The organism is Pseudarthrobacter sp. CC4, assembly GCF_048957775.1.
Classification (GTDB): Bacteria; Actinomycetota; Actinomycetes; order Actinomycetales; family Micrococcaceae; genus Arthrobacter.
Genome location: NZ_JARCCZ010000042.1, coordinates 1 through 22316, shown reverse-complemented (window position 1 = coordinate 22316; position 22316 = coordinate 1). Strand labels below are relative to the sequence as shown.

Sequence of the window (22316 nt, the reverse complement as noted above, 5' to 3'; positions counted from 1 at the left end):
CTCAACTCCCCGCTTCTCACCAGCTTCTCACCAGGGCATAGACCGCCGGTGCGCCCAGGTTCAGGATCTCTTGGACCTGCTCAAGGGACAACATTCCGGGGAAGGACACCGGCGCCGGACCTCCATCTGATTTGGCCTCTTCTGTCCGCTTCGTCATGGGCTCTCCTCCCTCGCTCTGGTGCTGCATTTCGTCTTGTTCGTTGTCCGCGCCGTCGGCTCTCCTATCACCGCTGGGAGCCAGCGGGTTTTCGCCCCTTTACGCTTGTCGGCTTAGGCCGCCGGCTGCCTTCTTCGTCTTAGCCATCCGCCTCCCCTTGGCTGAGGCCTTCCATCGGGTTTCCGGGGTGATGCGCTGCAGCAGAGCGTCGTGGCCTTCCCGGAGGGCGACTGCCCGGGCCTCCGCGGTCACTGCCCGGGGCCCTGCCGCTGTGGCGGCGGCTGCTGCCTCACGCTCTGCGGAGTGTGCCTGGTCCAACTGCTCGCCCTGGCCCTCACGTCCTAGAACGAGCAGCTATTGCACCGAAAACTCCTAGCCTCCGGCCAGGAGGACACCGCAGGGCGGCTTCGCAGCGGCAGCAGGCTTCGGCGCAGATCCGGCAGTGCTCGTGCATCCCCCATGCTTTTCGGCGCAGGCCGCGCACGCTGCCCGGCAGGCCTTCAACGCCACAACGTGATAGGGCTCTGCCCGCCGGTCTGCCGGGTCAGGATATTCCCGCGGCCACAGAAGTCGGCGCAGTCCAAATCTGTCGGGATACAGTTGGCGAGCTCGGCGACCATGTCCTCGTCGAGACACGCGTCCGCGCAAGCCGTACATGTCTGGGCGCACTCGAAGCAGGCCGCAATACATTCGGCCAGGCTGTCTCGGCCCGGGGCAGTGTCCGCCTCGGGGCGGGCGTTGAGCATGGCACTGACGTGGTGGCTCCTGTCACTGGGCGAGGGGCCGCCGGAGCCGTTCCCGGCCGTCCCCTTCTCCCTAGACACGCCAGCGGTATGCCCAACAGGTCAGGAACCAGTCAGGAATCAGGCTATTAGGCGCCCGCTGGCCGGAACGTCATTCCCCCGTCCGTGGAGGAAACGATCCCGTCCGGGGTGGCCGCCCAGATCCAGGGCATGCCGTCCTCGCCCTTGACCGCGGCGACCGCCACCACCTGGGCATCGATGCGGCCCTTCTGCGTCCAGGTCCGCCCCCCGTCAGCGGAGTAGTGCACCGTACCGTCCGGTTCAACGCCCACGGCCTCGGCCGGGTTCGCGAAGGCGGCGAACTGGATCACCGGCCCGCCGTCCAACGGCTTCCACGTTGCGCCGGCGTCGGTGGAGCGCTGGATACCCTCCTCGGTGGTGGCCAGAACGGTGTCACTGCCGGGATGCCCGGCCAGGACCGCCGGGGCAAACCCGGCCGACGCGGTTGTCCAGGTCTTCCCGTCAGGGCTGGTGCGCAGCGTCCCATCGAAGGCAATAATGCCGGATTTAGTGATGGTCATGGCGTGGAAGTCGGATTCCCCCTGCCGGGAGAGCTGTTCCCAGGTTTTGCCGCCGTCGGAGGACTTCAGTAGACCCATCGGGTTGGGCAGATCCGATTCGGGGCCCGGGTGCCCGGAGGCGTAAAACGGGCCCTTGTCACCGACTGTGGTGAAGCCCATCAGGTCGTTGGTGTCACCGATTTTGGTGGCCGGGGACGTGGTGACGTCAAAGAGGCCGTCGTGGGTGGCCAGGAGTACCTGGCCGGTGTCACCGATGACGGTGAGTCCATGGACGTGGGAGCTCGGAAGGCCCGAGGCCGCAATGGACGGTGCGGTGCCGGCGCCCGGCCTATCGGTTGTTGAGCCGGGGGTGCAGGCGGACAGCGTAAACAGAAGGGCGGCGGCCGCGAGGGCAGCCCCGGGCAGGCGACGGGTAAAAGAGTGCAGGGGCACGGAAACTCCAAAGGGTGGACCGGGAAATGTCTGTGGGAGGGCCCGGCCCCCGGGAGGGGGCCGGTGCCGGATGTGTGCTTGCTACAGGGGGGCCAGCAGGTCTTTCATTTCCTGGATTTCCGCTTCCTGGGAGCTGACGATGTCCTTGCTGAGCTGGACCGCGTCGGCGTTTTTGCCGTTGGTGGTTTCGGTCTTGGCCATCATGACGGCGCCTTCATGGTGGGCGATCATCTGGGTAAGGAACAGCCTGGCGGCCTCGGTACCCTGCGCGGCCTCGAGTTTGGCCATGTCGTCCCCGCCCATCATCCCGGACATGCTGTGGGTCGAAGGCATGTTCGTGGGCATCACCGTGGGCTGGCCCCAGCTTTCAAGCCAGCCGGTCATTTTCTCGATCTCGGGGGCTTGGGCCGCTTTGATCTTGGCCGCCAGGAGGGTCACCGCGTCGGGAATACCTTCTTTATTGAGCATGATGTCGCTCATGGCCACCGCTTGGGTGTGGTGCGGGATCATCATCTGCGCGAACATGGTGTCCGCGTCGTTGAAGTCAGCCGAAGCTGCTGGAGCCGGGCTGGATGATATGCCGGAGCTGTCATGGTTTATGCCGGGCGTGATGCTTGCGTCCGGACTGGCTGTTTCAGGGCCGGCGGAGCACCCGGCGAGGGCGATGGCTGCGGCGATGGCGGCAGCGGAAATGGTCAGGGTTTTTTTCATAAAAATCGGGGTCCTCAAAAGTACCAGCGGCGCTTAGGGCGCCTTGGACGTTGCGTGCAGGGGCGGCCCGGCCGGAGGGCGGGGCTGCTTCATGCGTGCTGGTGGCTGGGCTGTGCGCCGGGACGGGACACGGCGCAAAAGTGCCGGTTTACGTACGGCTGATACAGAGGTCACCGGGGGAAGGGCTGTCCGGTGAGTATGAATAGTTCGTGCCGGCCGCAGCCCGGCCATCGAATTCCGGCAGCACGGATGGTGCTGTTCCCGGCATAGGGGCCGTCAGTGGCGTGTTTCCCGGTGACAGCACACAGTCGTTGTCCATCGCGGACATCTCGGGACAGAACCCTGCGACGGAACAGGAGGAAGAGGAGCCGGTTGCCGTTTCGGCAACTGCTGCCCCGTCCGGTACTCGTCCTGGCCCATGGCCGGCATTGCCGGTCGGGGCGCCGGACATCGGCGCCATGGCCGGGCCGGCAGCTGCTGCGGGCATGGCGGGCCCGGCGGGCATGTTGTGCGCATCGGTCATGATGTGCATGCCGAAAATCCCTGCGATGATGGCCAGTGCTGCGGTCAGAAGGCCTGCACGGAGGAGGAAAGCGGTGACGGGGCCGCGTGATACTGCGGTCATAACTTTCCTCCCTTCCACACCGGATCAATGGTTTTAAGCGTACCGGCAGGGGCTTCGTGCCGGTCACAGCCTTATGATCAACGTACCCGGGATGGATTCAGTTTCACCCTCCGCAGCAACTGGGCGTTCAGGGCCACCACAATCGGGGATACCGACATCAGCACAGCGCCCGCCGGGGGGAGAACACGCCGGCGAACGCCAGGACACCGGCGGCCAGATAAACCGCGAGGACGTTATAGCCTGTGGACCGGTTCTGGTGTTTGCCTTTATGGGTGAACCTTTGACGGGTACCGCCGGGGTGTCTGTTAGGGGTGTTCTACCCAGCAGGCCAGGATGGTGGTGGAGAGCTGGTAGGCCAGGGCGTTCCGGGTAATGTTTTCCGGCCCGAGGGTGGCGGGCAGGTTTGTGCCGTCCACGTGCAGGACGAAGCTGTCTTTTTGGAAGACCGCTGACCCGTCTGCGGTCTCATAGGCCGGGAAGCCCAAGTTGGCGAGTCCTTCGATGGGTTCGGCGTCCTTGGCAAGGCCCTGCATTGCATCGAAGGTTGTCCGTGCAGTTGCCTGGTCTTTATCTTCCTTGACGGAGATTTTCAGCGCGCCTTCGCCCAGGTGATAGGTGCAGGTGAAGGTGTTGTCGGCCCAGTCGTTGGCGGTGTGTGGATCCGCGTCCAGGTCCAGGATGGACTTGAGCCTGTCCATCGGTTGTTTCCCGCAGACCATTAGGGCAGCATCGCTGGGCCCGTCGATGGTCGCTTCGGGTGATGATGACCCCCTGCGTTGTGCCCGCCGCCGTGGTTGCCGGCGTTCCCGGTCTCAGGCGGAGCTGCCGGTGTCGAGACGTTGGCCGGGGTGGACGCCGATCCGGCCGCTGTTGCGCAGCCGGAGAGCAGCAGGGTGGCCATGGTCAGGGAGGCCAGCAATAGCTTGTGCTGTTTCATTGCTCTTCTTCCGTCCTGGGGAAAATCTCCTCATACACGCGCGTGTGACGTTGGTGCCCTCGGGGGCACCAGTACTTCGGAACAACTCCGGGAAAGGATGGGCGAGAATGTAAATTGCGTCACATATTCTCGGGCAGACCAGCTAGGCTTTGGCGCGTTTAGGAAGCTGAACCTGGCGTTGTGGGCGGTTGGGGCGCCGGGTGTTGGTCGCGGGCAGCTGCCCCGTGATCAGTCCTTACTTCTCTGCAGCAGGGACATCGAAAGCAGCGGCCCGATAGCCGGATCTGGACAATCCGGTAATGGATGACCGGGGCCAAGGACGACAAAGCCACCGCGGAGGCGGCATCGAAAGCGGTCCGGGATCCGTTCCACGATTCGTGAATTTTCATGGCCGGACACGAGACTCACACAAGCACTGGACGTCCGTGGACCGAATCAACCGGTGTTCACAGGCAGTTTTTAGTTATCCACTCATCAACCTCGATCTTGGCGGCCACAAATTTATCGTAGTCAAAATCTTTCGCTTCGCCGCGTCCAAGATTCATCGTTGCTGCCAAATCCTTGAGCTTCGCCTCCAACTCCGGTATAGCCGACGCGTCGACGTCTTCAACCTTCTTTATGGCCTCATCCAGCGCTTCCGGCGCTCCCTCACGCTTGGACAAGATCAACGGCGGAAAATAGTTGAACGACTCCTGTTGAGCAAGAAGGTCCCCGCAGACTTCGCTTCCCGCCAAACTGTTGGGACTGGACTCCGGCGATGGAAGCACCGATGCGCTTGGAGCTGCTTCGGATTCTGCGTTTCCACCTGAGCAGCCGACAACCAGCCATGAGAGACACAACAGCATCGCAGATGTCTTCACTGCCCGGAACTTAGTTGTCGAGATCATTTGCATCGTCGGTTCACTTTGCTTCCGTCGTTTGGGGCTGGACCGCACGGCATTCCTAGCGGGCAGTTCATCCGACACATTCGTGTCGCGCTGCTCGCCATCCCGGACGCTTCTCATTATGCTACTGCCGGCACCGGGGCTGGAGTGCTCCTGCGCGTCGAAACCGACGAAACGGTATGCGGGTGCCCGCGGCTGCGGAGTCGTCGTGGCCGACCGTGGACGCCGCAGGGTCCGGTCGCACGGGTTTCGGGAGGCCACTGTGGTAGCCGTGTCGGTGACCATACCGGAAGCCGTGCCGGTGCAGGTGCTTCCAGCACGGCGAGCGGGAGTTCGCGGTGGACCCACTCGCATTGCATCCTTAACGATCACAGCGAGACGACTTTGACGCGACGCCGAATGAGCCAGCGGACGGCTGGTATGCGGTGAAGAACTCCAGAACCAGACCGACTTGCATGAGGAAGAAGAAGCTGATGTCGGTAGGGGCCGGCATGAAATTGCCGAATTGCATGAAAAGCATCCATCCGCCCATGCCGGTGTCGAAGGCGAGGACAGTGACGATGGCGGTCAGCAAGGCGGTGCCGGCACTCTTTCCGCCCTGGCCCGCCGTGGTCGGTTGATACGCTCAGGCACCTGTGATGCCATCACAGCCCGGAGTAGGAATGCAAGCCGTTGAAGAACTGGTTCACGATGGTGAAGTTGAACACCACGCACAGGTAGCCGACGATGGACAGCCAGGCTGCACGGGTGCCCGTCCATCCCCTGGTGGCGCGGGCGTGGAGATAGCCGGCGTAGACCACCCAGATCACGAAGGTCCAGACTTCCTTGGTGTCCCAGCCCCAGAAGCGGCCCCAGGCCTTCTCGGCCCAGATAGCACCGAACATGAGGGTGAAGGTCCAACCGATGAAACCGAGCGCGTTGATGCGGTAGGAGAGGTTCTCCAGGCTAAGCGCCGAAGGAACGAGGCGCATGAAGCCGAGCTTGTCCTTTCCGCCGGCAGCCACCGATTTTTGCCGGTGGGACTGGACCAGCTGCAGGGCGGACATCGCGAAGGTCAGGGTGAACAGTGCCGAGGAGAGCACGGCGATGGAGACATGGATGATCAGCCAGTAGCTCTGCAGGGCCGGAACGAGGTGGCCCACTGGAGTCCAGTAGGCCACCGAGGCGGCCACCTGCATGATGATGACCAGGCCCACCACGAAGGTTCCCAGGAACCGCAGGTCACGACGGATCAGCGCGAGCAGGAACACAGCCACGGCGGCGAAGGCGCCGGTGGTGAGGAATTCGTACATGTTCCCCCACGGCACCCGACCCGCACCGAGGGCCCGGGTCAAGACTCCGGCGCCGTGGATCAGGGCGCCCAGCACAGTCAGGGCCACACCGATGCGCGCCGGCATGCGCTGCTCCGGGGCGTAGCCCATGCCGGGCTCGGCGGTTTGTCCTGCACCGGCCGCGTCCGCTCCTGTTTGACGGGCTGCTGAGCTGGGGCGTTCGGCAATGCCGGCCGGTCCGCCAACGCCGGAGGCCGCGCGGTCCGCGGCGGCGCTGGTTCCCGCGCTGACCCGGAACCCTGGCTGGCCGGGAGGCCAGGGCGGGCGCGGCGGATGCGGCTCTGAGGTCCACCGTCCGCAGGGCCTTGCTGCTGCGGGCCAGGTCCCAGGCGAAGGCGATGAACGCCACGGTGTAGGTGCCTGCGGCCAGGAGCATGAACAGCTCACTGTACTGACCCATTGTTTCGTTGATCTCCGACATTAGTGCTCCTTCGGTGAGCGGGCAGGGACGGTGGCCGCAGCGGGGCGGGACTCGGTCAGGTTCCAGCGGGCGCCGAGCCGCGCACGGATCGCGGTGGCTTCGGGCGCGAGCCGGTGGTCTTCGCCGCGGGCCAGCAGCCCGTATTCGATCATGGTCCGCCCGTCCTCGTGGGCGCCGGCACGGAGCCAGACACGGCGGCGGTTCACATACAGGGAGACGATCAGCCCGGCGGTGGCGATCAGGGAAAAGACCAGGACACCGGCCTGGCCGGGGTCGGTGCGGATGTCCACCCCGATGTAGCGTTTGAGCCCGTCGAAACTGATCGAACCTTTGCCCTCCGGGAGGGTGTAGCTCTGCCCGGCGTCCAGGACAATGCCGCCGGCCGGACGATCACGGCCGTTAAGCTGGGTCAGGTTCTGCACGTCCAGGTTGTAGACGTTCTGGGGTTTGCCTGTGTCCAGCCCGAGGTCACCGTAGTAGGAGTTCAGGTTCAGTTGCGGGTTCAGCGGGTCCGGGTCGAAGCTGTAGGACACACCCTCCTGGTTCTTGATGGCCGAGGGCAGGAAGAACCCGACGAAACCCAGCTGGGAAGGCGCGGCGTCCGGGACCTTGAGGACAATGCTGGAGGTGTAGACGGCGTCGTTGGGCACGGACACGACGGGGCCGCTGAACGCGGTGTTCCCGTCACCGTCCTTGACGGTGATGATGGGTGCGTAGCCGTTGCCGACGAGGAAGATTCCGGTCCCGCCGAAGTAGACCGGTTCGTTGACTTTCAGGACCTGCTGTTGCGGGGCGGCATCAGGGCTTTCCCTGATCGTCAGGGCGGCTTTGAAGTCGATGGGCTGCCCGAACTGCCTAATGGATTCGCGGTCGAAGCGGACCTCGAACTTGTCCAGGGTGAGGGCGAACGGGTCCAGCCAGTCGGACTGGAAGTTGGTGCCGGGCGTGAAGTTGTCGTAGCCGACAAGGGTGTTGACGAAGGTGTCGCCTTCGATGATAATTTTTTGGCCCCGGTAGCCGAACAATCCGCCGATCGCCACGGAAACCAGCACGCCGATCAGGGCGGTGTGGAAGACGAGGTTGCCGACTTCCCGCAGCAGTCCCCGTTCGGCCCCCAGTGAGGGCATCGGGCCGTCAGCGTCCCGGATGTCGACCCGGTAGCCGCGTTTCTTTAGAACCTCCGCTGCGTCCCGGACGGCGTCGCCCGGGCTGACAGCGGCGTTCGCCGGCAGCACGAGCGTGCCGTATTCGGGCAGCCGGGACAGCCGCCGGGGAGTGCGCGGCGGGGCTGAGCGCAGGGCCTTCCAGTGGGCCCGTGCCCTGGGGATCACGCATCCGATCAGGGAGATGAACAACAGGATGTAGATTGCCGAGAACCAGGCCGAGGAATAGACATCGAAAAGCTGGAGCGAGTCAAGGATTTTCCCGTACTCCGGGCGGTCCTTGATGTACTGCGTGACCAGGGCAGGGTTTGCCGGACGCTGCGGGAACAACGAGCCGGGCACGGCGACCACGGCCAGCAAAAGCAGGAGGAAGATCGCTGTCCGCATGCTCGTCAGCTGCGTCCATGCCCAGCGCAGCATTCCGGCGGGACCCAGCGGCGCAGGAACTGGGGCTGCCGCAGTGTCCGTTGCGTCAGATGAGGACATCGCTGCCTTCCGGTCGGTTTCATCAAAAGCGGGCACAGGTCTGGTAACCCGCAGTTCTACCATACGTAGAATTAGCAGAAGGGGCTCCTGCGCTTCAGGGAGCCTCGTCCTGATAATATCGCCTAAAGACGATTGAACCGATTCCGGTTAAGCCTTGCGCTCGAAGAGCCATCGCGGGAAACGGGGGCGGGCCGGGAACGGTTTCTGCGGGTGTAAAGCTCCCCAGCGGTCTGGCTTGATCCGCCAAGGAAGCAGTGAGCGTGATGCCCCTTTTGGAAACCCACGAACGAGGAAGTCATCCCATGAATACCCCATCCGGCGGCGGCCTGGCCCGGCGCAGCATCCTGACAGGTTTGGCCGCAGTGGCCTCCCTCGGCCTGGCCGCCTGCGCCGGACCCGATCCGCTCGCCGAGCAGGCGGCGGCAGGGGATAACAAGAACTACATTGCCGGTGACGGATCGGTGCAGGAATACGCCGAGGAGTCACGGGGGGCTCCGGTGGCTTTGAACGCGACCCTTTATGACGGCACGCCTGTCAACTCCAGTGACTGGTCCGGTGCGGTCACGGTACTTAATTTCTGGTACGCGGCCTGCGCCCCGTGCCGTGTCGAGGCCCCGCACCTGGAAGCGCTGTACCAGGAGTTCGCCCCGCAGGGAGTGTTGTTCTACGGCGTTAACGTCCGGGATGAAAAGCCGACCGCGGAAGCCTTCGAGCGGACCTTCGGCGTGACGTATCCAAGCGTGCAGGACAAGGACGGCAAGGTGCTGCTCGCCATGACCCGCTTCGTTCCGCCCCAGGCGGTCCCGACCACCCTCGTGCTGGACAAAAAGGGCCGTGTCGCGGCCAGAATCCTGGGCGGACTCGACAAGAGCACCCTGAAAGCCCTGATCACTTCCACACTCAACCCCTAGAAAAAACTGGGATGCCGTTTTAGGCTGCCTCCCCAGCCCTCCCGTACAGGGGTGCGCTGGGATTTCCCGAATATCCCAGCCACCTGCGCATATCCTGAAGGCCGGTCATGCGTGCACGGGAATCGGTGGAGCGTCTCGGCCACCGTACCCGCCCAGGACCTGAGCATCGGCCTCACCCGGATGCCCGCGCTGCCCGGAAGCGGCGTCATTCTCTCCGGACGCCCCGGACCGCACTAACACCGCTCCGCATACCCCCTTCCACGGGCCATGCGCGGACTGGCTCCGACCTGCATTCAGGAGACCATGGAGGGCTTGCGTCTGGCACATATCTGCAAGCTTAGATATCATCGGCATATGACGATTGATATGAGGAGCGGCACCCGGTTGGATCCGGCCGCCGCGTTGTTCCATTCTTTGGCGGACCCGGCCCGCCTGGCCATCGTAAAGCGCATTGCCCAGGGTGAGGTCAGGGTCGGTGACCTCACCCAGGTACTGGGTCTGGCGCAGTCCACGGTTTCAGCGCATGTGGCCTGCCTGCGGGACTGTGGGCTGGTGACGGGCCGGATGGAGGGCCGGAAGGTGTTCTATTCGCTGACCCGGCCTGAGCTGATCGACGTTTTGGCCCAGGCTGAGATCCTTCTGGCCGCGACGGGTAACGCGGTCAGTCTGTGCCCGGTTTACGGTGACGCGTCCTGCGACGCCGCAACCACCAAAGAGGAGCAACTGTGAGTGACGCCTGCTGCGGCGATGACAAGCCGGTAACAGAAGAAGGTCAGGAAGAGGCGGAGGGTTTCTGGCAGGTGACCGAGGTCCGCGCTGCCGCGGTCTCCGGCGCTCTGCTGCTGGTCGCCTGGATCGCTTCGCTGCTGGACGCGTCCGAGTGGGTCACCCTGCCGCTGGAGGCTGCGGCGCTGCTGGTCGCGGGGTGGACGTTCGTTCCCTCAACTCTGCGCCGGCTGGCCAAGGGCAAGATCGGTGTCGGCACGCTGATGACGATCGCCGCAGCGGGCGCCGTTGCCTTGGGCCAGGTCGAGGAAGCGGCGATGCTGGCCTTCCTGTATGCCATCTCCGAGGGGCTGGAGGAATACTCGGTGGCCCGCACCCGGCGCGGGCTGCGGGCGCTGCTGGACCTGGTCCCGGCTGAGGTCCGGGTCCTGCGCAACGGAACCGAAGTCACCGTCGCCCCGTCCGAGTTGGTGCTGGGTGAGACCATGATCGTGCGCCCGGGCGAACGGCTGGCCACCGACGGGTGCGTCCTGACCGGGCGCACCTCCCTGGACACGTCGGCCCTGACCGGCGAATCAGTCCCTGTCGAAGCAGGGCCGGGCAGCGAAGTCTACGCCGGCTCGATCAACGGCACCGGCCCGCTCGAGGTCGAGGTCACCAGCACCGCGGAGAACAACTCCCTGGCCCGGATTGTGCACATCGTGGAGGCTGAGCAGTCCCGCAAGGGCCCCGGCCAGCGCCTGGCTGACTCCATCGCCAAAAAGTTGGTCCCGGGCATCCTGATCGCCGCCGTGCTGATTTCCGTCTATGGCTTCATCGTGGGCGAGCCGCTCCTGTGGATCGAACGTGCCCTGGTGGTCCTGGTGGCAGCCTCACCGTGTGCCCTGGCCATCTCCGTGCCCGTGACCGTAGTCGCCGCCGTCGGTGCGGCCAGCCGGATGGGCGTCCTGATCAAGGGCGGCGGAGCCCTGGAAACCCTGGGCAAAATCCGCACCATCGCATTGGACAAGACCGGAACCCTGACCCGCAACAAACCCGCCGTGATCGAGGTTGCCGCCACCGCCTCCTCCACCCGGGAACGGGTGCTGGCCGTTGCCGCCGGCCTGGAGGAACGCAGCGAACACCCGCTCGCCCGGGCCATCCTCGCCGCCGCCACGGACCGGGTCACCGTCACCGGCCTGGACACGGTCCCCGGGGCCGGGCTCGAAGGGACCATCGACGGGCACAGCGCCCGGCTTGGCAGGCCCGGGTGGATCACCCCAGGGGCGCTGCAGGACACCGTCCGGCGGATGCAGGCCGGCGGTGCGACAGCGGTCCTGGTTGAGGAGAACTCCGTCCTCATTGGCGCCGTAGCCGTACGCGATGAACTTCGCCCGGAGGCCGCAGCCGTCATTGAACGGCTGAGCCGCGCCGGCTACACCACTGCCATGCTCACCGGTGACAACCGGCTCACCGCCGAGGCCCTGGGTAAGGCAGCGGGCATCACCGAAGTCCACGCTGACCTGCGCCCCGAAGACAAAGCGGACATCATCCGCACTTTGAAGAACCGGCAGCCGACCGCCATGGTGGGCGACGGCGTGAACGACGCCCCGGCACTGGCGACCGCCGACACCGGCATCGCGATGGGCGCGATGGGCACCGACGTGGCCATCGAAACAGCGGACATCGCTCTCATGGGCGAGGACCTGCACCACCTGCCCCAGGTGCTGGAGCACGCCCGCCGCACGCGGCGCATCATGTTCCAGAACGTGGGCCTGTCCCTGGCCCTGATCGCTGTGCTGATCCCGCTGGCCCTGTTCGGGATCCTGGGACTGGCAGCGGTGGTCCTGATCCACGAACTGGCCGAAATCGTCGTCATCGCCAACGGTGTCCGCGCCGGCCGGGTCAGCAAGTACGGCACCATCCCGGTCACCCAGGACACCGTCCCCAGCCTGGAACCGGCCCGGTGAGCCAACTGGCACCGGTGCGGACCAGCGCCCCGCCCCGGCCGTGGAGACGGCGGGGCGGGCTGCTGATCGGCGCGCTCCTGCTCGCCGGAGCCGATCTGTTCATCAAGGCACAGGCGGAAGCCAACCTCGCCCGGGGCGAGGTGATCGAGACGCCGCTGCTGACGATCAAGCTTCTGTACAACACGGGGGTGGCCTTCAGCCTCGGCGCGGCCCTGCCCACCGGCGTTGTCGTGGCCGGTACCGGGGTCGTCATCGCCGCGCTGCTGTCCTGGCTGACCGTCAGCGCCCCGAAGATGTCCAGGACCTCCTTTGCCGGCGGAATCCTTGTCGCCGGCGGGGGCATCGGGAACTTCATTGACCGGCTCGACGGGCGCGGGGTCGTGGATTATCTGCACAGCGGATGGTTCCCGACGTTCAACCTCGCCGACGTCTTCGTCACCGTCGGCGTCGCCGTCCTGGTCCTGGGAACGTTGCTGCCCGGGAAGGACCCGGAGAACAGGGCGTGAATCTGGGCGGGTACTTCGCCGAGGCCGTGCAGTCCGGAGCCCTGCTCCTGGCCGTGCCTCTGGCGGTCATTGCCGGTCTGGTCTCGTTCATCTCACCCTGCGTCCTGCCCCTGCTCCCGGGCTATCTGGGCTACGTCTCCGGTCTCGCCGGAACCGATGAAAAGGCAGCACGCCGGCGGACCACCGCCGGCGTGGGGCTCTTCATCCTCGGCTTCGCCGCGGTCTTCACCCTGTACGGTGCGGCGTTCGGGACCATCGGGTCCTGGCTGGTGAGCTGGAGCGATGAGATCACCCGCGTCCTGGGCGCGGTCGTCATCGTCATGGGTGTGGCACTGTCCGGGAAGATCCCGTTCCTGCAGAGCACGGCCAAACTGGCCTGGAAACCGAACACCGGCTTGGCCGGCGCCCCGCTGCTGGGCATCGGGTTCGGGCTGGGCTGGACCCCCTGCATCGGCCCGACCCTCAGCGCCGTGCTGGCGCTGAGCACCACCACCGGGTCGGCCTGGCGCGGGGCGCTGCTCGGCTTCGCGTACTGCATCGGCCTGGGCATCCCGTTCCTCCTCGTCGCCCGCGGATTCAGCTGGGTCACCGGCACCCTGGGCTTCGTCCGCCGAAACATCAGGGCCTTCAACCTCGCAGGAGCCGCGACCCTGGTCCTGATCGGCGTCCTGATGGTCTCCGGTGTTTGGACCACCTGGATCCTGAGCCTGCAGAACCTGATCGGAACCTTCACCACGCCCATCTGATCCACCCCGCCGGAATGAAACCCGTCAGGGGCCCACCGAGAGGTGCACGACCAATGCTTGGCATCATCGCAGCGGCGGCAGCCATATTCGCCGCCACGAACATTGACGACATCGTCGTGCTGACCGTCCTGTTCCTTGCCTCCTCGAAAGGCCGGCCCCGGCCCTGGGAGATCGTCGGCGGGCAGTACCTGGGATTCATCACCCTGGTCGGCATCAGCGTTCTGGCCGCCCTGGGGCTGACGCTTGTCCCGGACGAATGGGTCGGCTGGCTCGGCCTGGTCCCTTTGGGAATCGGCGTCATCGGCCTGATCCGTTTCCTGCGCCAACGCGGGGAAGAGGAGGAAGAAACTGCCATCAGCGCAGTCGGCCTGCTCAGCGTCGCCGGTATCACCATCGCCAACGGCGCGGACAACATCGCCATCTACACCCCGATCTTCCGGACCATGGCGCCGCAGGACACCGTGGTCACCATCATTGTGTTCCTGATCCTTGTTGCCGTCTGGTGCGCACTGGGACGCGTTGTAGGCACGCACCCCAAAGTCACCGAAACCCTGGAGAAGATAGAACACTGGCTGGTCCCCGCGGTGTTCATCGGGCTGGGCCTGTTCATCCTCATCAGCTCCGGCGTCCTCACCCGGCTGTTCAACGCCTGAGAAATCACGAGTCGTGAGAGGAGAACACTGCCAGGGTCAGGAGGATCCATAAGAGAGACACCTATCGGGCTGTTACTCGATGCCCGGGCGGCCCGGAAACGAGGCAGCGCTGCGATCCTGGAACGTCAACGGGAACGACTGGCAGAGATCGTCACCTACGCACGGACACGCTCCCCGTACTACCGCCGGCTCTATCAGGGCCTGCCGGCCCGGATCACCGACCCGGGACTGCTGCCCGCGACGACGAAGGCCGCACTGATGGCCCATTTCGATGACTGGGTCACAGACCCAGCCGTGACACTGGAGGAAACGCAGTCGTTCGTCGCTGACACATCACTGGTCGGCGCAAAATTCCTCAACCGGTACACGGTCGCTACGACATCCGGTACGACCGGCACCCGGGGAATCTTCCTGCTCGACACCAGATCCCTGGCCGTGGCCAAGGCCCTGACATTCCACATGCTCAGTTCCTGGCTCACCCCGGCCGACATCAAAGAGATCATCCGTCGGCGCGGGCGGACCGCCATGGTCATCGCCACCGGCGGCCACTTCGCCTCAGCAGCAGCCGCGGCCGCGCTCCAAAACGGGCCAGGCAGGCAACGCGTGGCTGTGTTCCCGGTCCAGACACCGATGCCGGACCTCGTCGCCCAACTGGACAGCTGCCGCCCGGCCCTTCTAGCCCCCTACGCCTCCACCGGCCGGCTGCTGGCCTTGGAGCAGGAAGCAGGACGGCTGAACATCCACCCCGTTGCCGTTATTCTCTCCGCCGAGGGACTGCCTGCCGGAGACTACGCCAGGATCGGCGCAGCGTTCGGAGCCAAGGTCCTCCACAGCTACGCAGCGACCGAACGCCCCTTTCTGAGCTACAGCTGCCGGGAAGGCTGGCTTCACATCAACAGCGACTGGGTCATCCTTGAACCGGTCGACGCCAACCACAAACCTGTCCCGCCCGGCCAGCCCTCGCACACAGTGCTGCTGAGCAACCTGGCCAACCGCATACAACCCATCCTGCGCTACGACCTGGGAGACAGCGTCACCACAAGGACGGACCCGTGCCCGTGCGGGGACCTGACGCCGGCCATACACGTACAGGGACGAACAGCGGAGCTGCTGACCTTCCCGGGAAGCGCCGGGCTCCCCGTTCCAGTGACACCCCTGACGCTGAGTACGGCGCTGGACAAAGTTCACGGCCTCACTAAAGGTCAGATCATCCAAACAGGACCCCAGAGCCTCACCCTCCGGCTACAGCCCGCTGCTGGTGCGGATCCTGCGAGGATCTTCGAAGCAGCCCGATCCGAAATCGCCGCCGTGCTGACCAGCCACGGACTGGGCAACGTCACCCTAACCAGAGACCCCGGTCCTCCGCGCCTCACCCCAGGCGGCAAACACCGCACAGTCATCCCGCTGCCCCCGTAGGGCAGGCCAGTTATCCCGAACTACGCGGCGTTCCTGGTGGTGATGGTCCCGCCCGGAATGGCTGCCGCGGCGGGCCGGCGGATTGGACGCCGCCAGTGCCAAGGCCGTGATCTTCAGCGGCGCAACACGCAACTCCTTGGTCGTACTCCCCCTGGTCCTGGCCCTTCCCGAGCCGCTCGCCCTGGTATCCCTCGTCGTCGTCACCCAGACATCATTAGTGGAGCTCATCGGGATGGTGGCGTACGTCAAGATCGTCCCCTGGATCATCATGACGGACCGACCCCTCCAGCTAAGTCGCATCCCATCCCCATAGGCGGCGGCTGGTGCTGGTACTCAGGCTTCACCAAGGCCGCGGACACGGACTCGGTACTCAACGGCTTCCCGCGTGTGTTGATGCGGCTGGCGCTGGCGTAGGCCGCTTCCTGAACATCTTTTCCACCATGCCCATGGCCCGGGTGGCTGCGGCCCAGTAGAGGATGCCTGCTGCCAGGGAAACGGCGACGGCCAGGCCCTTCTGCGCCGGATCGACAAGCGGGTACACCAGCCAGTGGGTGACGTAGATGTACAGCGAGGCGCTGGCCAGCAGTGCCGTGACCCGGTGCAGTCCGCGCGGGACGGTCAACGTGGGCAGCCAAAGCAGGATGAGGAAGCCCACCAGGATGGTTGCGCTGCGGTACTGGTCGTCGAAGGATTCAGGGATAGTGAGCAGGGCAATGGCTGTCACGGCTGCCCGCTGCCACAGCGTCCGCGACGCGGCCGCGGCCCAGCCCAGCCCGAACAACCACAGGACCGGCCCCTGCCCCGGATACCGGCTGTCAACAAGGCCGAAGAGCAACGGCAGATCAACAGCAATCAAGGCAAGGGCGAAGGCCCACGGCCACCTGCGCTGGGCTCGGTCAGCGGCAGGAATTGCCATCAGCGCAGCGAGGCCCAGCAGGATGTAGACCAGGATCTCGATAAACCAGAACCGGGAATAGTCGGTCCATCCTTCCGGCCCCAGCAGGGAGTTCAGCAGGAAAACATTCGCCCAGGTATAGGTATCCGTCACGGCAAAGGCTAAACCTATGACCGCAACGCTTGGCACCACGATCCGGGCAACGCTGCGCAGTTGCCGCCGGAGCCGGGCACCGCGGGTACCGGTCAGCTGGAAGCGCGCAAAGTTATAGCCGGCGACGGCGATGAGTACGTGGGCGGTCCCTTCCCAATGGAAGAAACCTATATGCGTGGAAACAATGAAGATGATGGCAATGGCGCGGAGCACAATCCCGGTTTCCATCGGGGCAAGCAACCGCTGGTGCCAGCTCCGGGAATTTCGCGCGACCTGCCCGGTCGGCCGGACCGCAGGCTCACCCGCGGCCGCGGGCGGCGTCCCCTGAGCCCGGTGCGGGGCAGGCACAAGTTCGCAGACCGGCATCAGGTGCCAGCCCTGCGGGATGTAGCCGAGGGAACGCTCCAGCCGGACGGACGCTGCGACGTAGGACAGCGAGTCACCGCCCAGGGAAACAAAGCTGTCCGTGTCGGCGATCTCGTCCTGTTCGAGGACCTCCGCGAAGATCCGCCGCACGTCAGCCGGGTCTCCTGCCGGTTCCGGCGCAGTGCCACTACCATCGGTGCTGTCATCATCCGGTGACGCCAGGGCCAGGACCGCGGGGTAGTCCGGCTTTCCGTTGTCGAGGCGCGGTATGGACCTCACGGCATGAAGCTGGACAGCTGAACGCGGCAGGCCCAGGTCCTGGGCAAGGGTCTTGGCCACCAGGGCAAGATCGTGGCTTCCTTCCACCGCGGCCACCACTGCGTCGTCCGAGCCGGCAGCGGCGGCGGTCAGGCCAAAATCGGCCAGGAGCCGTTCCACCTGGCCCAGGTCCACCCGCAGGCCGACGATTTTGACGAACCGGCTGCGCCTGCCAACGATTTCATAGAGGCCATCGGACCCGCACCTGGCGAGGTCACCGGTGTGAAGCTCGGTGACGACCCGTCCCAGGGCAAGGTCCTCCGGCTGTTCGGCGTACCCCAGCATGACGTTGGGACCTGAGTAGACGAGCTCGCAGGCATCCAGGCCGGGGACGGGCTCCAGCCGGAAGGATCCACCGGGGACGGGCACTCCTATGGCGTGGGGGTGTTCTGCGGCCAGGTCAGGCGGCAGGTAGGCCATGCGGGCCGTGGCTTCGGTCTGCCCGTACATTACAAACAGGTCCCAGCCCTGCCGCCTGCCCAGTTCCGCGTAGGAACGCACGCGGTCCGGATCGAGCCGGCCGCCCGCCTGGGTGATGTAGCGCAGGCCGGGCAGGTCCATGTGCTCAAATCCGACGCGTTCGAGGAGATCGAACGTGTAGGGCACGGCGGCGAAGGATGTGACGTTTTCGGTGCGGGCCAGTTCCCAGAAACACGGGTCCACTACTGAAAGGTTGGTCAGCGCCAGGGACGCGCCCACCAGGAGGTGGCTGTTCACCACGCTCATCCCGTAGCAGTAGGAGAGCGGAAGCGTGGTGGCCGCGGTGTCGCTGGGGCGCAGGTGCAGGTATTCGGCTATCGCCGAGGCGTTGGCCTGGACGGCTTCGGCGGACAGGCGAACGAGTTTGGGGGAACCGGTGGATCCGGAGGTGCTCAGCAGAAGCGCCAGCTCCGGGTGCAGCTCATGCCGGGTTTCGTCCCGCCGTACGTCCAGTACCGCCTCGCCCTGGGACGCGCGGACCACGATGTCGGGATCGTAGGCGGCGACGAGCGCCTCGGCGGCGGTCCCGCCGGCTGCGGGCAGGATCAGCAATGGGTTGCCGGAGGACAGGGCCGCGAGGTAGGCCACCAGGGACGGCAGGGAATTCCCTGCCTCAAGGGCAATGAGCCGCCGGGCGGGGCCGAAGGTTCGGGCCATGTCCTCTACGCGGCGTGCCAGTTCGCCGTAGCTCACTGATTGGTTTTTGGTCCTGATGGCGGTGCGGTCTCCGAAGCCGGCCAGTGTGGCGGCGAACGAGACTCCTGCCAGTTCTGGCTGTACAGTCACAATCCAGCACAGTAAAGGTAAAGCTACCCTAACTCAACTGGACATTCCCTGGGACAGCGCCACCACGACAGCGACACGATTACAGCCGCCTTTCAAGGGCGACCTGACCTGGAAGAGCGAGCAGGCCACCCCTTCTCCTTCACACACTCGGTTTGACGGAACGGGAAGGACGAATAGTGGTGTCAGACCGCCTGCTGGGCCGGGTCATCCCCGGACTGCTCCGCACTGCGGGCACCGGGCAGAGCAGGACCCTCACCGCCCGCTTCACTGACCTGTGCCCGGTATCTCATGCGGCGGATTCGCCCGGTCATCGACACCATCAGCATCACAACGGCTATAACCATGAACGCTGTCATCACGAAGCCAAGGAAGCCCGGGGTCACCTGGTCGGGGCTAAGACCTGGTCTTAGCCCATTCTCGCCAGCGCTCGGGGAGGGGGTTGCGCTGAAGGCAATGATTCCCTGGGCCAGAGAATCGACTAACGATAGCTTCATGTATTCCTTGCAGTTCTGTCCGGGTTACGCGCCCTCCGGAGACGGCCGGGCAGACCGTCCTGTTCACGAAAGATTTTCACGACAACAGGGCGGAGGGGTCGTGAAAGTTTTGGGGCCATGCCGTCGTGCAACTATCCAGCCGGGGGCCTCCGTACCAGTGCTGAGCCGGCGGCGGCCCGCGTTACCTGATCATCTTGCGGACCTGGTGCCCGCGTACCGCGACTCCTACCGCATGGAGAACCAGACCAATTCCGATCACGGGCAAAGAAGCGAAAGCCAGCCCCTGATTCTGCGTAGCATTGCCCAGGATGCTAATAACGAGGCCTGCGGCGATGAACCCCATGGCACCAAACACCAAGGCTTTGTAAAACTTAGAGGCACCATTCCAAAACTCATTCAGCACGAAAGGAGTCTACCGCTCAGCGGGCAGGACACCTGGCGGGGCAGGCAAAATACGGTCCACCAATGAGCCGGCGCCTTTGTCTCCAGCCCTTGGGAGCAGTTCACTCCCCCGCTTTTGCCGCCCTTTCCTCAATGTTTGCCACGGTGATGCGTCTTGTCACAGGCTCCGCCTTTACCGCCGGCCGCCCCGGCACTTTCCGGACACTTTCCGGCTGCCGTAGGAGTCCAAACTGTGCGTACAGGCCAGGCGAGGCAACCAAAGATCAGGGCAATCCGGGCCCCTGCAGCAGAGCAAGGCACCAGAAAATGAGGATGTACGGTCATAGCCGGCTCCCGACTTCGTTTGGCCCTGACGGTTGGAAAGCAGAACATCAACACAACCGGCACGAAAGCGAAAAATGACGTCTCCAGCAGCTGGCACGTCAGATCAACTACTTTGCGCCGCCCTGGGACCGTCGAGGGTGGACGGCCCTGGACCACAGGCGCCGGGTTACCTTCCCCAACAATTGCAGGATTGGATACAGGGGCGGACCGACCCCAGCGCAGGTGTGTAATACGCCAGGCCTGGCGAGTCAGGCAATTATCTGTGGATAATGTCTGGCCCTAGTGCTGCCTTCCCAGCAAACCACAAGGTTCAGGTAGGCATAATGGACCGAAGCTCCGGTCAACCGCTATTTGACCGGAGCTTCACCAATTGAGCGGAACCATGGCTGGGGCTGTGTGGTGCAGTAGTAGCCGGCTGCTCCCCCACACATCCCTGTCGTGCGTCCGGAAGTTATCAATGCGGCGTTTCAGTCTGGCGGCAATGGCACTCCTGGGTTTACTGGGGGTGACATTTATCGCGCCCGGCGCCTACGGCACAGACCAGATCGTAGGAATTCTGTTCGCCCTAACTGGACTGGTCGGCGCGGTCGCAGTGGCGGCATCTAAGGGGAAAAGCTCTTAAGCATTCAGGATGCATCGTGGGCCGGGTGGCCCTGCAGGGTGCCTCCGCCCCCTTCTGATTTCCGGGTAAGTTGGAGGCATGCCCTTCCGATTCTTGTCCATTACGCACGGCTTCCAAGGTGTCGCTGCCGCTGCAGCCGTGGTCGCACTCTCGGGCTGCACTCAGCAGCTTTCGGTCGAGAGCGCTGATATCCCATCGTGGACGGCCACCGCGCTCCCGACTGCCGGCACAGCAGTGGCCGAGGGCGCCGGCAAAATCCTGGATGCGGAGCCCGTCAGTAACATCGTGACCGTGCCTGAAGGCAATTACACCCTTGTGCTGGCGTGTGACGGCGGCGGCAAAGCCTTCCTGACTGCACGCGTGGAAGAACGCGAGCTGATCGACTTTGGTGCTGCCTGCAACGGTGCCCGCGAAAGTATTAAACTCCGTATTCCGCAATCGGGCCCCGTGGAATTCACAGCATCAAGCGTGGACGCGCCTCTGCTTTACGCATACCAGCTCGTTCCTCGACCTTAGCCACTGCAACTGCCGGTCATCAGGGCACCAGCCTGAGCACCTGAACGGCCACCGGAGAAGCTCCCCCAAACGAAGGGGTCCATGTCCCAGATCCTTACCTCAGCCGGTCAGCACACCTACAGCGGTCAATGAGACTGGCAGTGCGCTCACGCACGGGTGATGAGGGCGGCACAAGGCTGGAATCTTTGCGCGGAGGCCCAGTACCGAGGGCTGAGTCAATTAGCCGAGCCCGACCGCCCTTCCAAACAGGCTGAAACCGACGAACGCCACAATGTTGAGGAGTGCGTGGGCGATGACAAGTGGCATCACACGGCGGCTCTTGGTATAGATCAGTGCAAAGACCACGCCCATCACGGCATTGCCAATAAACGGCCCGAAACCCTGATACAGGTGGTAACTGCCCCTCAGCGTGGAACTGGCAAGAATGGCCAGGGGCACTGACCAGCCAAACTTCCCAAAGCGGTCCAGCAGATAACCCACCACGATGACTTCCTCGACGATCGCGTGCCGCACCGCTGACAAAACCAGCACGGGAACCGTCCACCAGTAAGGGTCCAGGGCGCTGGGAATGATCGCTGTCGTGATGCCCAGTGCCCGCCCGACCGCGTAGAGGCCCAGTGAGGGGACGCCTATCAGGACGGCAAGCCCGAGCCCCTGCAGCATGTCCATTCCGGGACGGGCAAAATTAAAACCGATTTTTGTGAAGGCAGAAACACTGCCGTAGCCGTTGCCGGTGTTCGTTCTGTGCTGCTCGGTCAGGAAGTAGAACACCAGAACGACAGGTACCAGCGCGAAGAAGATTTCCAGCAGCTGATATGTCAGGTCAAAGTATTCGCGCGTGCTTTGGGAGTTGTTGAGTGTGGAGGTGCCCTGAGCCAGCGGCGCGCTGGTTATTTTGTCCAGAAGCTGCACCACGGAGTAGACGGCGGATTGTCCTAACGACAGTCCCAGTACTATCAAGACTTCGATCCGCAGACGGCGGCGGGAAGGAACCAGCATGGTCCTATCTTGCCTGCAGTTGCCAGGTCTCTTCCGGGATGCCGCAAAGACACCACAAGAAAGGCCGCCCGCTGACGGATCGGCTATCGGACCCATTTCTACTGGCTGCCGTCAAGACTCCTGCGATGGCGGCTAACTTCTCCGTTGGCGCTTCATTGGCTTTTCTAACCGTGCTGCGTTGAACCGGACGGTACCGTGTGTACTATTCGGCTGACGCCGGAACCACCTGCACGCAAAGGGTCAGTATGCAGGCCCAGGTATTGGCGCTCACGCCTTCAAGGGCGACGACGGCGGCCTTTGGATCTGGGCTGCCCCCGGACGGGATGTTGCCTTCACGGCTGGAGACAGGCATTGGCTTACCTGTGCACACCCTGCGACCGTTTGGCTCCTGAAAGTCGCCGTCATGGCGATGGACTGCGCGATGCTGTTTGGTTGGCACCCCGTTTTGGCGGATGATGTGCAGCGGTGGGTGTTCCTTGTCCTTGTGGGGGGAGATCCTGTTTCTTCTGTCAGCGATGGTCGAAAAGTGAGCCGTTTCGCGGGCTGAAAAGTGAGCCACTTTGACGCTGGTTATTCTGCCGTA

Annotated in this window: 24 protein-coding genes and 3 pseudogenes; 10 read left to right on the top strand and 17 right to left on the bottom strand. The window is 64.4% G+C overall.

Going from position 1 to position 22316, the window contains the following annotated elements:
- Positions 1 to 16 precede the first annotated feature (16 nt).
- The 12 genes and pseudogenes from PV768_RS20690 to resB all read right to left on the bottom strand — a co-directional run bounded on the left by PV768_RS20690 (position 17) and on the right by resB (position 8471).
- The gene (locus tag PV768_RS20690) at positions 17 to 157 is read right to left on the bottom strand and encodes a hypothetical protein (RefSeq protein WP_251421468.1); all 141 of its coding nucleotides are present in this window, start codon (positions 155 to 157) and stop codon (positions 17 to 19) included.
- A gap of 99 nt (positions 158 to 256) precedes the next feature.
- Positions 257 to 475: a hypothetical protein gene (locus PV768_RS20685; protein WP_421094066.1), complete on the bottom strand. Its 219-nt coding sequence runs from the start codon at positions 473 to 475 to the stop codon at positions 257 to 259.
- 16 nt (positions 476 to 491) lie between these two features.
- A pseudogene (locus tag PV768_RS20680) lies at positions 492 to 903 on the bottom strand (four-helix bundle copper-binding protein).
- A 125-nt stretch (positions 904 to 1028) separates the two neighbouring features.
- Positions 1029 to 1907 carry a F510_1955 family glycosylhydrolase gene (locus tag PV768_RS20675; RefSeq protein ID WP_397425333.1) on the bottom strand — a complete coding sequence of 293 codons (879 nt, stop codon included), beginning with the start codon at positions 1905 to 1907 and terminating at the stop codon, positions 1029 to 1031.
- Between the two features lie 87 nt (positions 1908 to 1994).
- Entirely contained in the window at positions 1995 to 2624 is a 630-nt protein-coding gene (locus PV768_RS20670; protein WP_251421462.1) for a DUF305 domain-containing protein, read from the bottom strand.
- A 148-nt stretch (positions 2625 to 2772) separates the two neighbouring features.
- A complete protein-coding gene (locus tag PV768_RS20665; protein ID WP_421094065.1) occupies positions 2773 to 3249 on the bottom strand; it encodes a hypothetical protein in 477 nt (158 codons plus the stop codon).
- 305 nt (positions 3250 to 3554) lie between these two features.
- Complete coding sequence (locus PV768_RS20660) at positions 3555 to 3947, bottom strand: hypothetical protein (RefSeq protein ID WP_251421457.1); 393 nt, start codon at positions 3945 to 3947, stop codon at positions 3555 to 3557.
- 20 nt (positions 3948 to 3967) lie between these two features.
- A complete protein-coding gene (locus PV768_RS20655; RefSeq protein ID WP_421094064.1) occupies positions 3968 to 4186 on the bottom strand; it encodes a hypothetical protein in 219 nt (72 codons plus the stop codon).
- 446 nt (positions 4187 to 4632) lie between these two features.
- Positions 4633 to 5190 carry a hypothetical protein gene (locus PV768_RS20650; RefSeq protein WP_421094063.1) on the bottom strand — a complete coding sequence of 186 codons (558 nt, stop codon included), beginning with the start codon at positions 5188 to 5190 and terminating at the stop codon, positions 4633 to 4635.
- A 241-nt stretch (positions 5191 to 5431) separates the two neighbouring features.
- Positions 5432 to 5653, bottom strand: a pseudogene (locus tag PV768_RS20645) (DUF4396 domain-containing protein); the annotation flags it as partial.
- Between the two features lie 61 nt (positions 5654 to 5714).
- A pseudogene (gene ccsB, locus PV768_RS20640) lies at positions 5715 to 6822 on the bottom strand (c-type cytochrome biogenesis protein CcsB).
- Complete coding sequence (gene resB / locus PV768_RS20635) at positions 6822 to 8471, bottom strand: cytochrome c biogenesis protein ResB (RefSeq protein ID WP_421094062.1); 1650 nt, start codon at positions 8469 to 8471, stop codon at positions 6822 to 6824. Before resB ends, ccsB begins: the two are co-directional and overlap by 1 nt.
- Positions 8472 to 8773: 302 nt before the next feature.
- Here resB and PV768_RS20630 point away from each other — a divergent pair, with 302 nt between their 5' ends.
- The 9 genes from PV768_RS20630 to PV768_RS20590 all read left to right on the top strand — a co-directional run bounded on the left by PV768_RS20630 (position 8774) and on the right by PV768_RS20590 (position 15691).
- Entirely contained in the window at positions 8774 to 9382 is a 609-nt protein-coding gene (locus PV768_RS20630) for a TlpA family protein disulfide reductase (RefSeq protein WP_366284827.1), read from the top strand.
- Positions 9383 to 9493: 111 nt separating this feature from the next.
- A complete protein-coding gene (locus tag PV768_RS20625) occupies positions 9494 to 9619 on the top strand; it encodes a hypothetical protein (RefSeq protein ID WP_421094061.1) in 126 nt (41 codons plus the stop codon).
- A gap of 117 nt (positions 9620 to 9736) precedes the next feature.
- Positions 9737 to 10111: an ArsR/SmtB family transcription factor gene (locus tag PV768_RS20620; protein ID WP_366284829.1), complete on the top strand. Its 375-nt coding sequence runs from the start codon at positions 9737 to 9739 to the stop codon at positions 10109 to 10111.
- Positions 10108 to 12057, top strand: a complete 1950-nt coding sequence (locus PV768_RS20615; RefSeq protein WP_421094060.1) for a heavy metal translocating P-type ATPase — start codon at positions 10108 to 10110, stop codon at positions 12055 to 12057. The genes PV768_RS20620 and PV768_RS20615 overlap by 4 nt, the downstream gene beginning before the upstream one ends.
- Positions 12054 to 12563, top strand: coding sequence for a signal peptidase II (gene lspA, locus PV768_RS20610; protein ID WP_251421433.1), 510 nt, complete (start codon positions 12054 to 12056; stop codon positions 12561 to 12563). Before PV768_RS20615 ends, lspA begins: the two co-directional genes overlap by 4 nt.
- Positions 12560 to 13309: a cytochrome c biogenesis CcdA family protein gene (locus tag PV768_RS20605; RefSeq protein WP_421094059.1), complete on the top strand. Its 750-nt coding sequence runs from the start codon at positions 12560 to 12562 to the stop codon at positions 13307 to 13309. Before lspA ends, PV768_RS20605 begins: the two co-directional genes overlap by 4 nt.
- A gap of 53 nt (positions 13310 to 13362) precedes the next feature.
- Positions 13363 to 13962, top strand: a complete 600-nt coding sequence (locus PV768_RS20600; RefSeq protein ID WP_366284838.1) for a cadmium resistance transporter — start codon at positions 13363 to 13365, stop codon at positions 13960 to 13962.
- 258 nt (positions 13963 to 14220) lie between these two features.
- On the top strand, positions 14221 to 15378 hold the full coding sequence (locus PV768_RS20595) for a phenylacetate--CoA ligase family protein (protein ID WP_421094058.1): 1158 nt from the start codon (positions 14221 to 14223) through the stop codon (positions 15376 to 15378).
- Positions 15379 to 15460: 82 nt separating this feature from the next.
- Positions 15461 to 15691, top strand: coding sequence for a hypothetical protein (locus PV768_RS20590; protein ID WP_309296832.1), 231 nt, complete (start codon positions 15461 to 15463; stop codon positions 15689 to 15691).
- Between the two features lie 57 nt (positions 15692 to 15748).
- On the opposite strand, the gene PV768_RS20585 is transcribed toward PV768_RS20590, so the two are convergent.
- The 3 genes from PV768_RS20585 to PV768_RS20575 all read right to left on the bottom strand — a co-directional run bounded on the left by PV768_RS20585 (position 15749) and on the right by PV768_RS20575 (position 19273).
- A complete protein-coding gene (locus tag PV768_RS20585; RefSeq protein ID WP_251421420.1) occupies positions 15749 to 18376 on the bottom strand; it encodes an AMP-binding protein in 2628 nt (875 codons plus the stop codon).
- Positions 18377 to 18558: 182 nt separating this feature from the next.
- Positions 18559 to 18870 (bottom strand): hypothetical protein, encoded by a 312-nt coding sequence (locus tag PV768_RS20580; protein ID WP_364017707.1) that lies wholly within the window; start codon positions 18868 to 18870, stop codon positions 18559 to 18561.
- 181 nt (positions 18871 to 19051) lie between these two features.
- Positions 19052 to 19273 (bottom strand): DUF3188 domain-containing protein, encoded by a 222-nt coding sequence (locus PV768_RS20575; protein ID WP_251421418.1) that lies wholly within the window; start codon positions 19271 to 19273, stop codon positions 19052 to 19054.
- 1023 nt (positions 19274 to 20296) lie between these two features.
- Here PV768_RS20575 and PV768_RS20570 point away from each other — a divergent pair.
- Entirely contained in the window at positions 20297 to 20734 is a 438-nt protein-coding gene (locus PV768_RS20570) for a hypothetical protein (RefSeq protein WP_251421415.1), read from the top strand.
- A 219-nt stretch (positions 20735 to 20953) separates the two neighbouring features.
- On the opposite strand, the gene PV768_RS20565 is transcribed toward PV768_RS20570, so the two are convergent.
- The gene (locus PV768_RS20565) at positions 20954 to 21733 is read right to left on the bottom strand and encodes a CPBP family intramembrane glutamic endopeptidase (RefSeq protein WP_251421413.1); all 780 of its coding nucleotides are present in this window, start codon (positions 21731 to 21733) and stop codon (positions 20954 to 20956) included.
- A gap of 202 nt (positions 21734 to 21935) precedes the next feature.
- Positions 21936 to 22316, bottom strand: a 381-nt coding sequence (locus PV768_RS20560) for a hypothetical protein (protein ID WP_421094057.1), incomplete at its 5' end; no start/stop codon positions are given.

Excerpts from the sequence above, each read along its gene's own strand:
- PV768_RS20690 (WP_251421468.1), bottom strand. The coding sequence starts at position 157 with ATGACGAAGCGGACAGAAGAGGCCAAATCAGATGGAGGTCCGGCGCCG.
- PV768_RS20670 (WP_251421462.1), bottom strand. The coding sequence starts at position 2,624 with ATGAAAAAAACCCTGACCATTTCCGCTGCCGCCATCGCCGCAGCCATC.
- PV768_RS20665 (WP_421094065.1), bottom strand. The coding sequence starts at position 3,249 with ATGACCGCAGTATCACGCGGCCCCGTCACCGCTTTCCTCCTCCGTGCA.
- PV768_RS20660 (WP_251421457.1), bottom strand. The coding sequence starts at position 3,947 with ATGGACAGGCTCAAGTCCATCCTGGACCTGGACGCGGATCCACACACC.
- PV768_RS20655 (WP_421094064.1), bottom strand. The coding sequence starts at position 4,186 with ATGAAACAGCACAAGCTATTGCTGGCCTCCCTGACCATGGCCACCCTG.
- PV768_RS20650 (WP_421094063.1), bottom strand. The coding sequence starts at position 5,190 with ATGAGAAGCGTCCGGGATGGCGAGCAGCGCGACACGAATGTGTCGGAT.
- resB (WP_421094062.1), bottom strand. The coding sequence starts at position 8,471 with ATGTCCTCATCTGACGCAACGGACACTGCGGCAGCCCCAGTTCCTGCG.
- PV768_RS20630 (WP_366284827.1), top strand. The coding sequence starts at position 8,774 with ATGAATACCCCATCCGGCGGCGGCCTGGCCCGGCGCAGCATCCTGACA.
- PV768_RS20620 (WP_366284829.1), top strand. The coding sequence starts at position 9,737 with ATGACGATTGATATGAGGAGCGGCACCCGGTTGGATCCGGCCGCCGCG.
- PV768_RS20600 (WP_366284838.1), top strand. The coding sequence starts at position 13,363 with ATGCTTGGCATCATCGCAGCGGCGGCAGCCATATTCGCCGCCACGAAC.
- PV768_RS20595 (WP_421094058.1), top strand. The coding sequence starts at position 14,221 with ATGGCCCATTTCGATGACTGGGTCACAGACCCAGCCGTGACACTGGAG.
- PV768_RS20580 (WP_364017707.1), bottom strand. The coding sequence starts at position 18,870 with ATGAAGCTATCGTTAGTCGATTCTCTGGCCCAGGGAATCATTGCCTTC.
- PV768_RS20570 (WP_251421415.1), top strand. The coding sequence starts at position 20,297 with ATGCCCTTCCGATTCTTGTCCATTACGCACGGCTTCCAAGGTGTCGCT.
- PV768_RS20565 (WP_251421413.1), bottom strand. The coding sequence starts at position 21,733 with ATGCTGGTTCCTTCCCGCCGCCGTCTGCGGATCGAAGTCTTGATAGTA.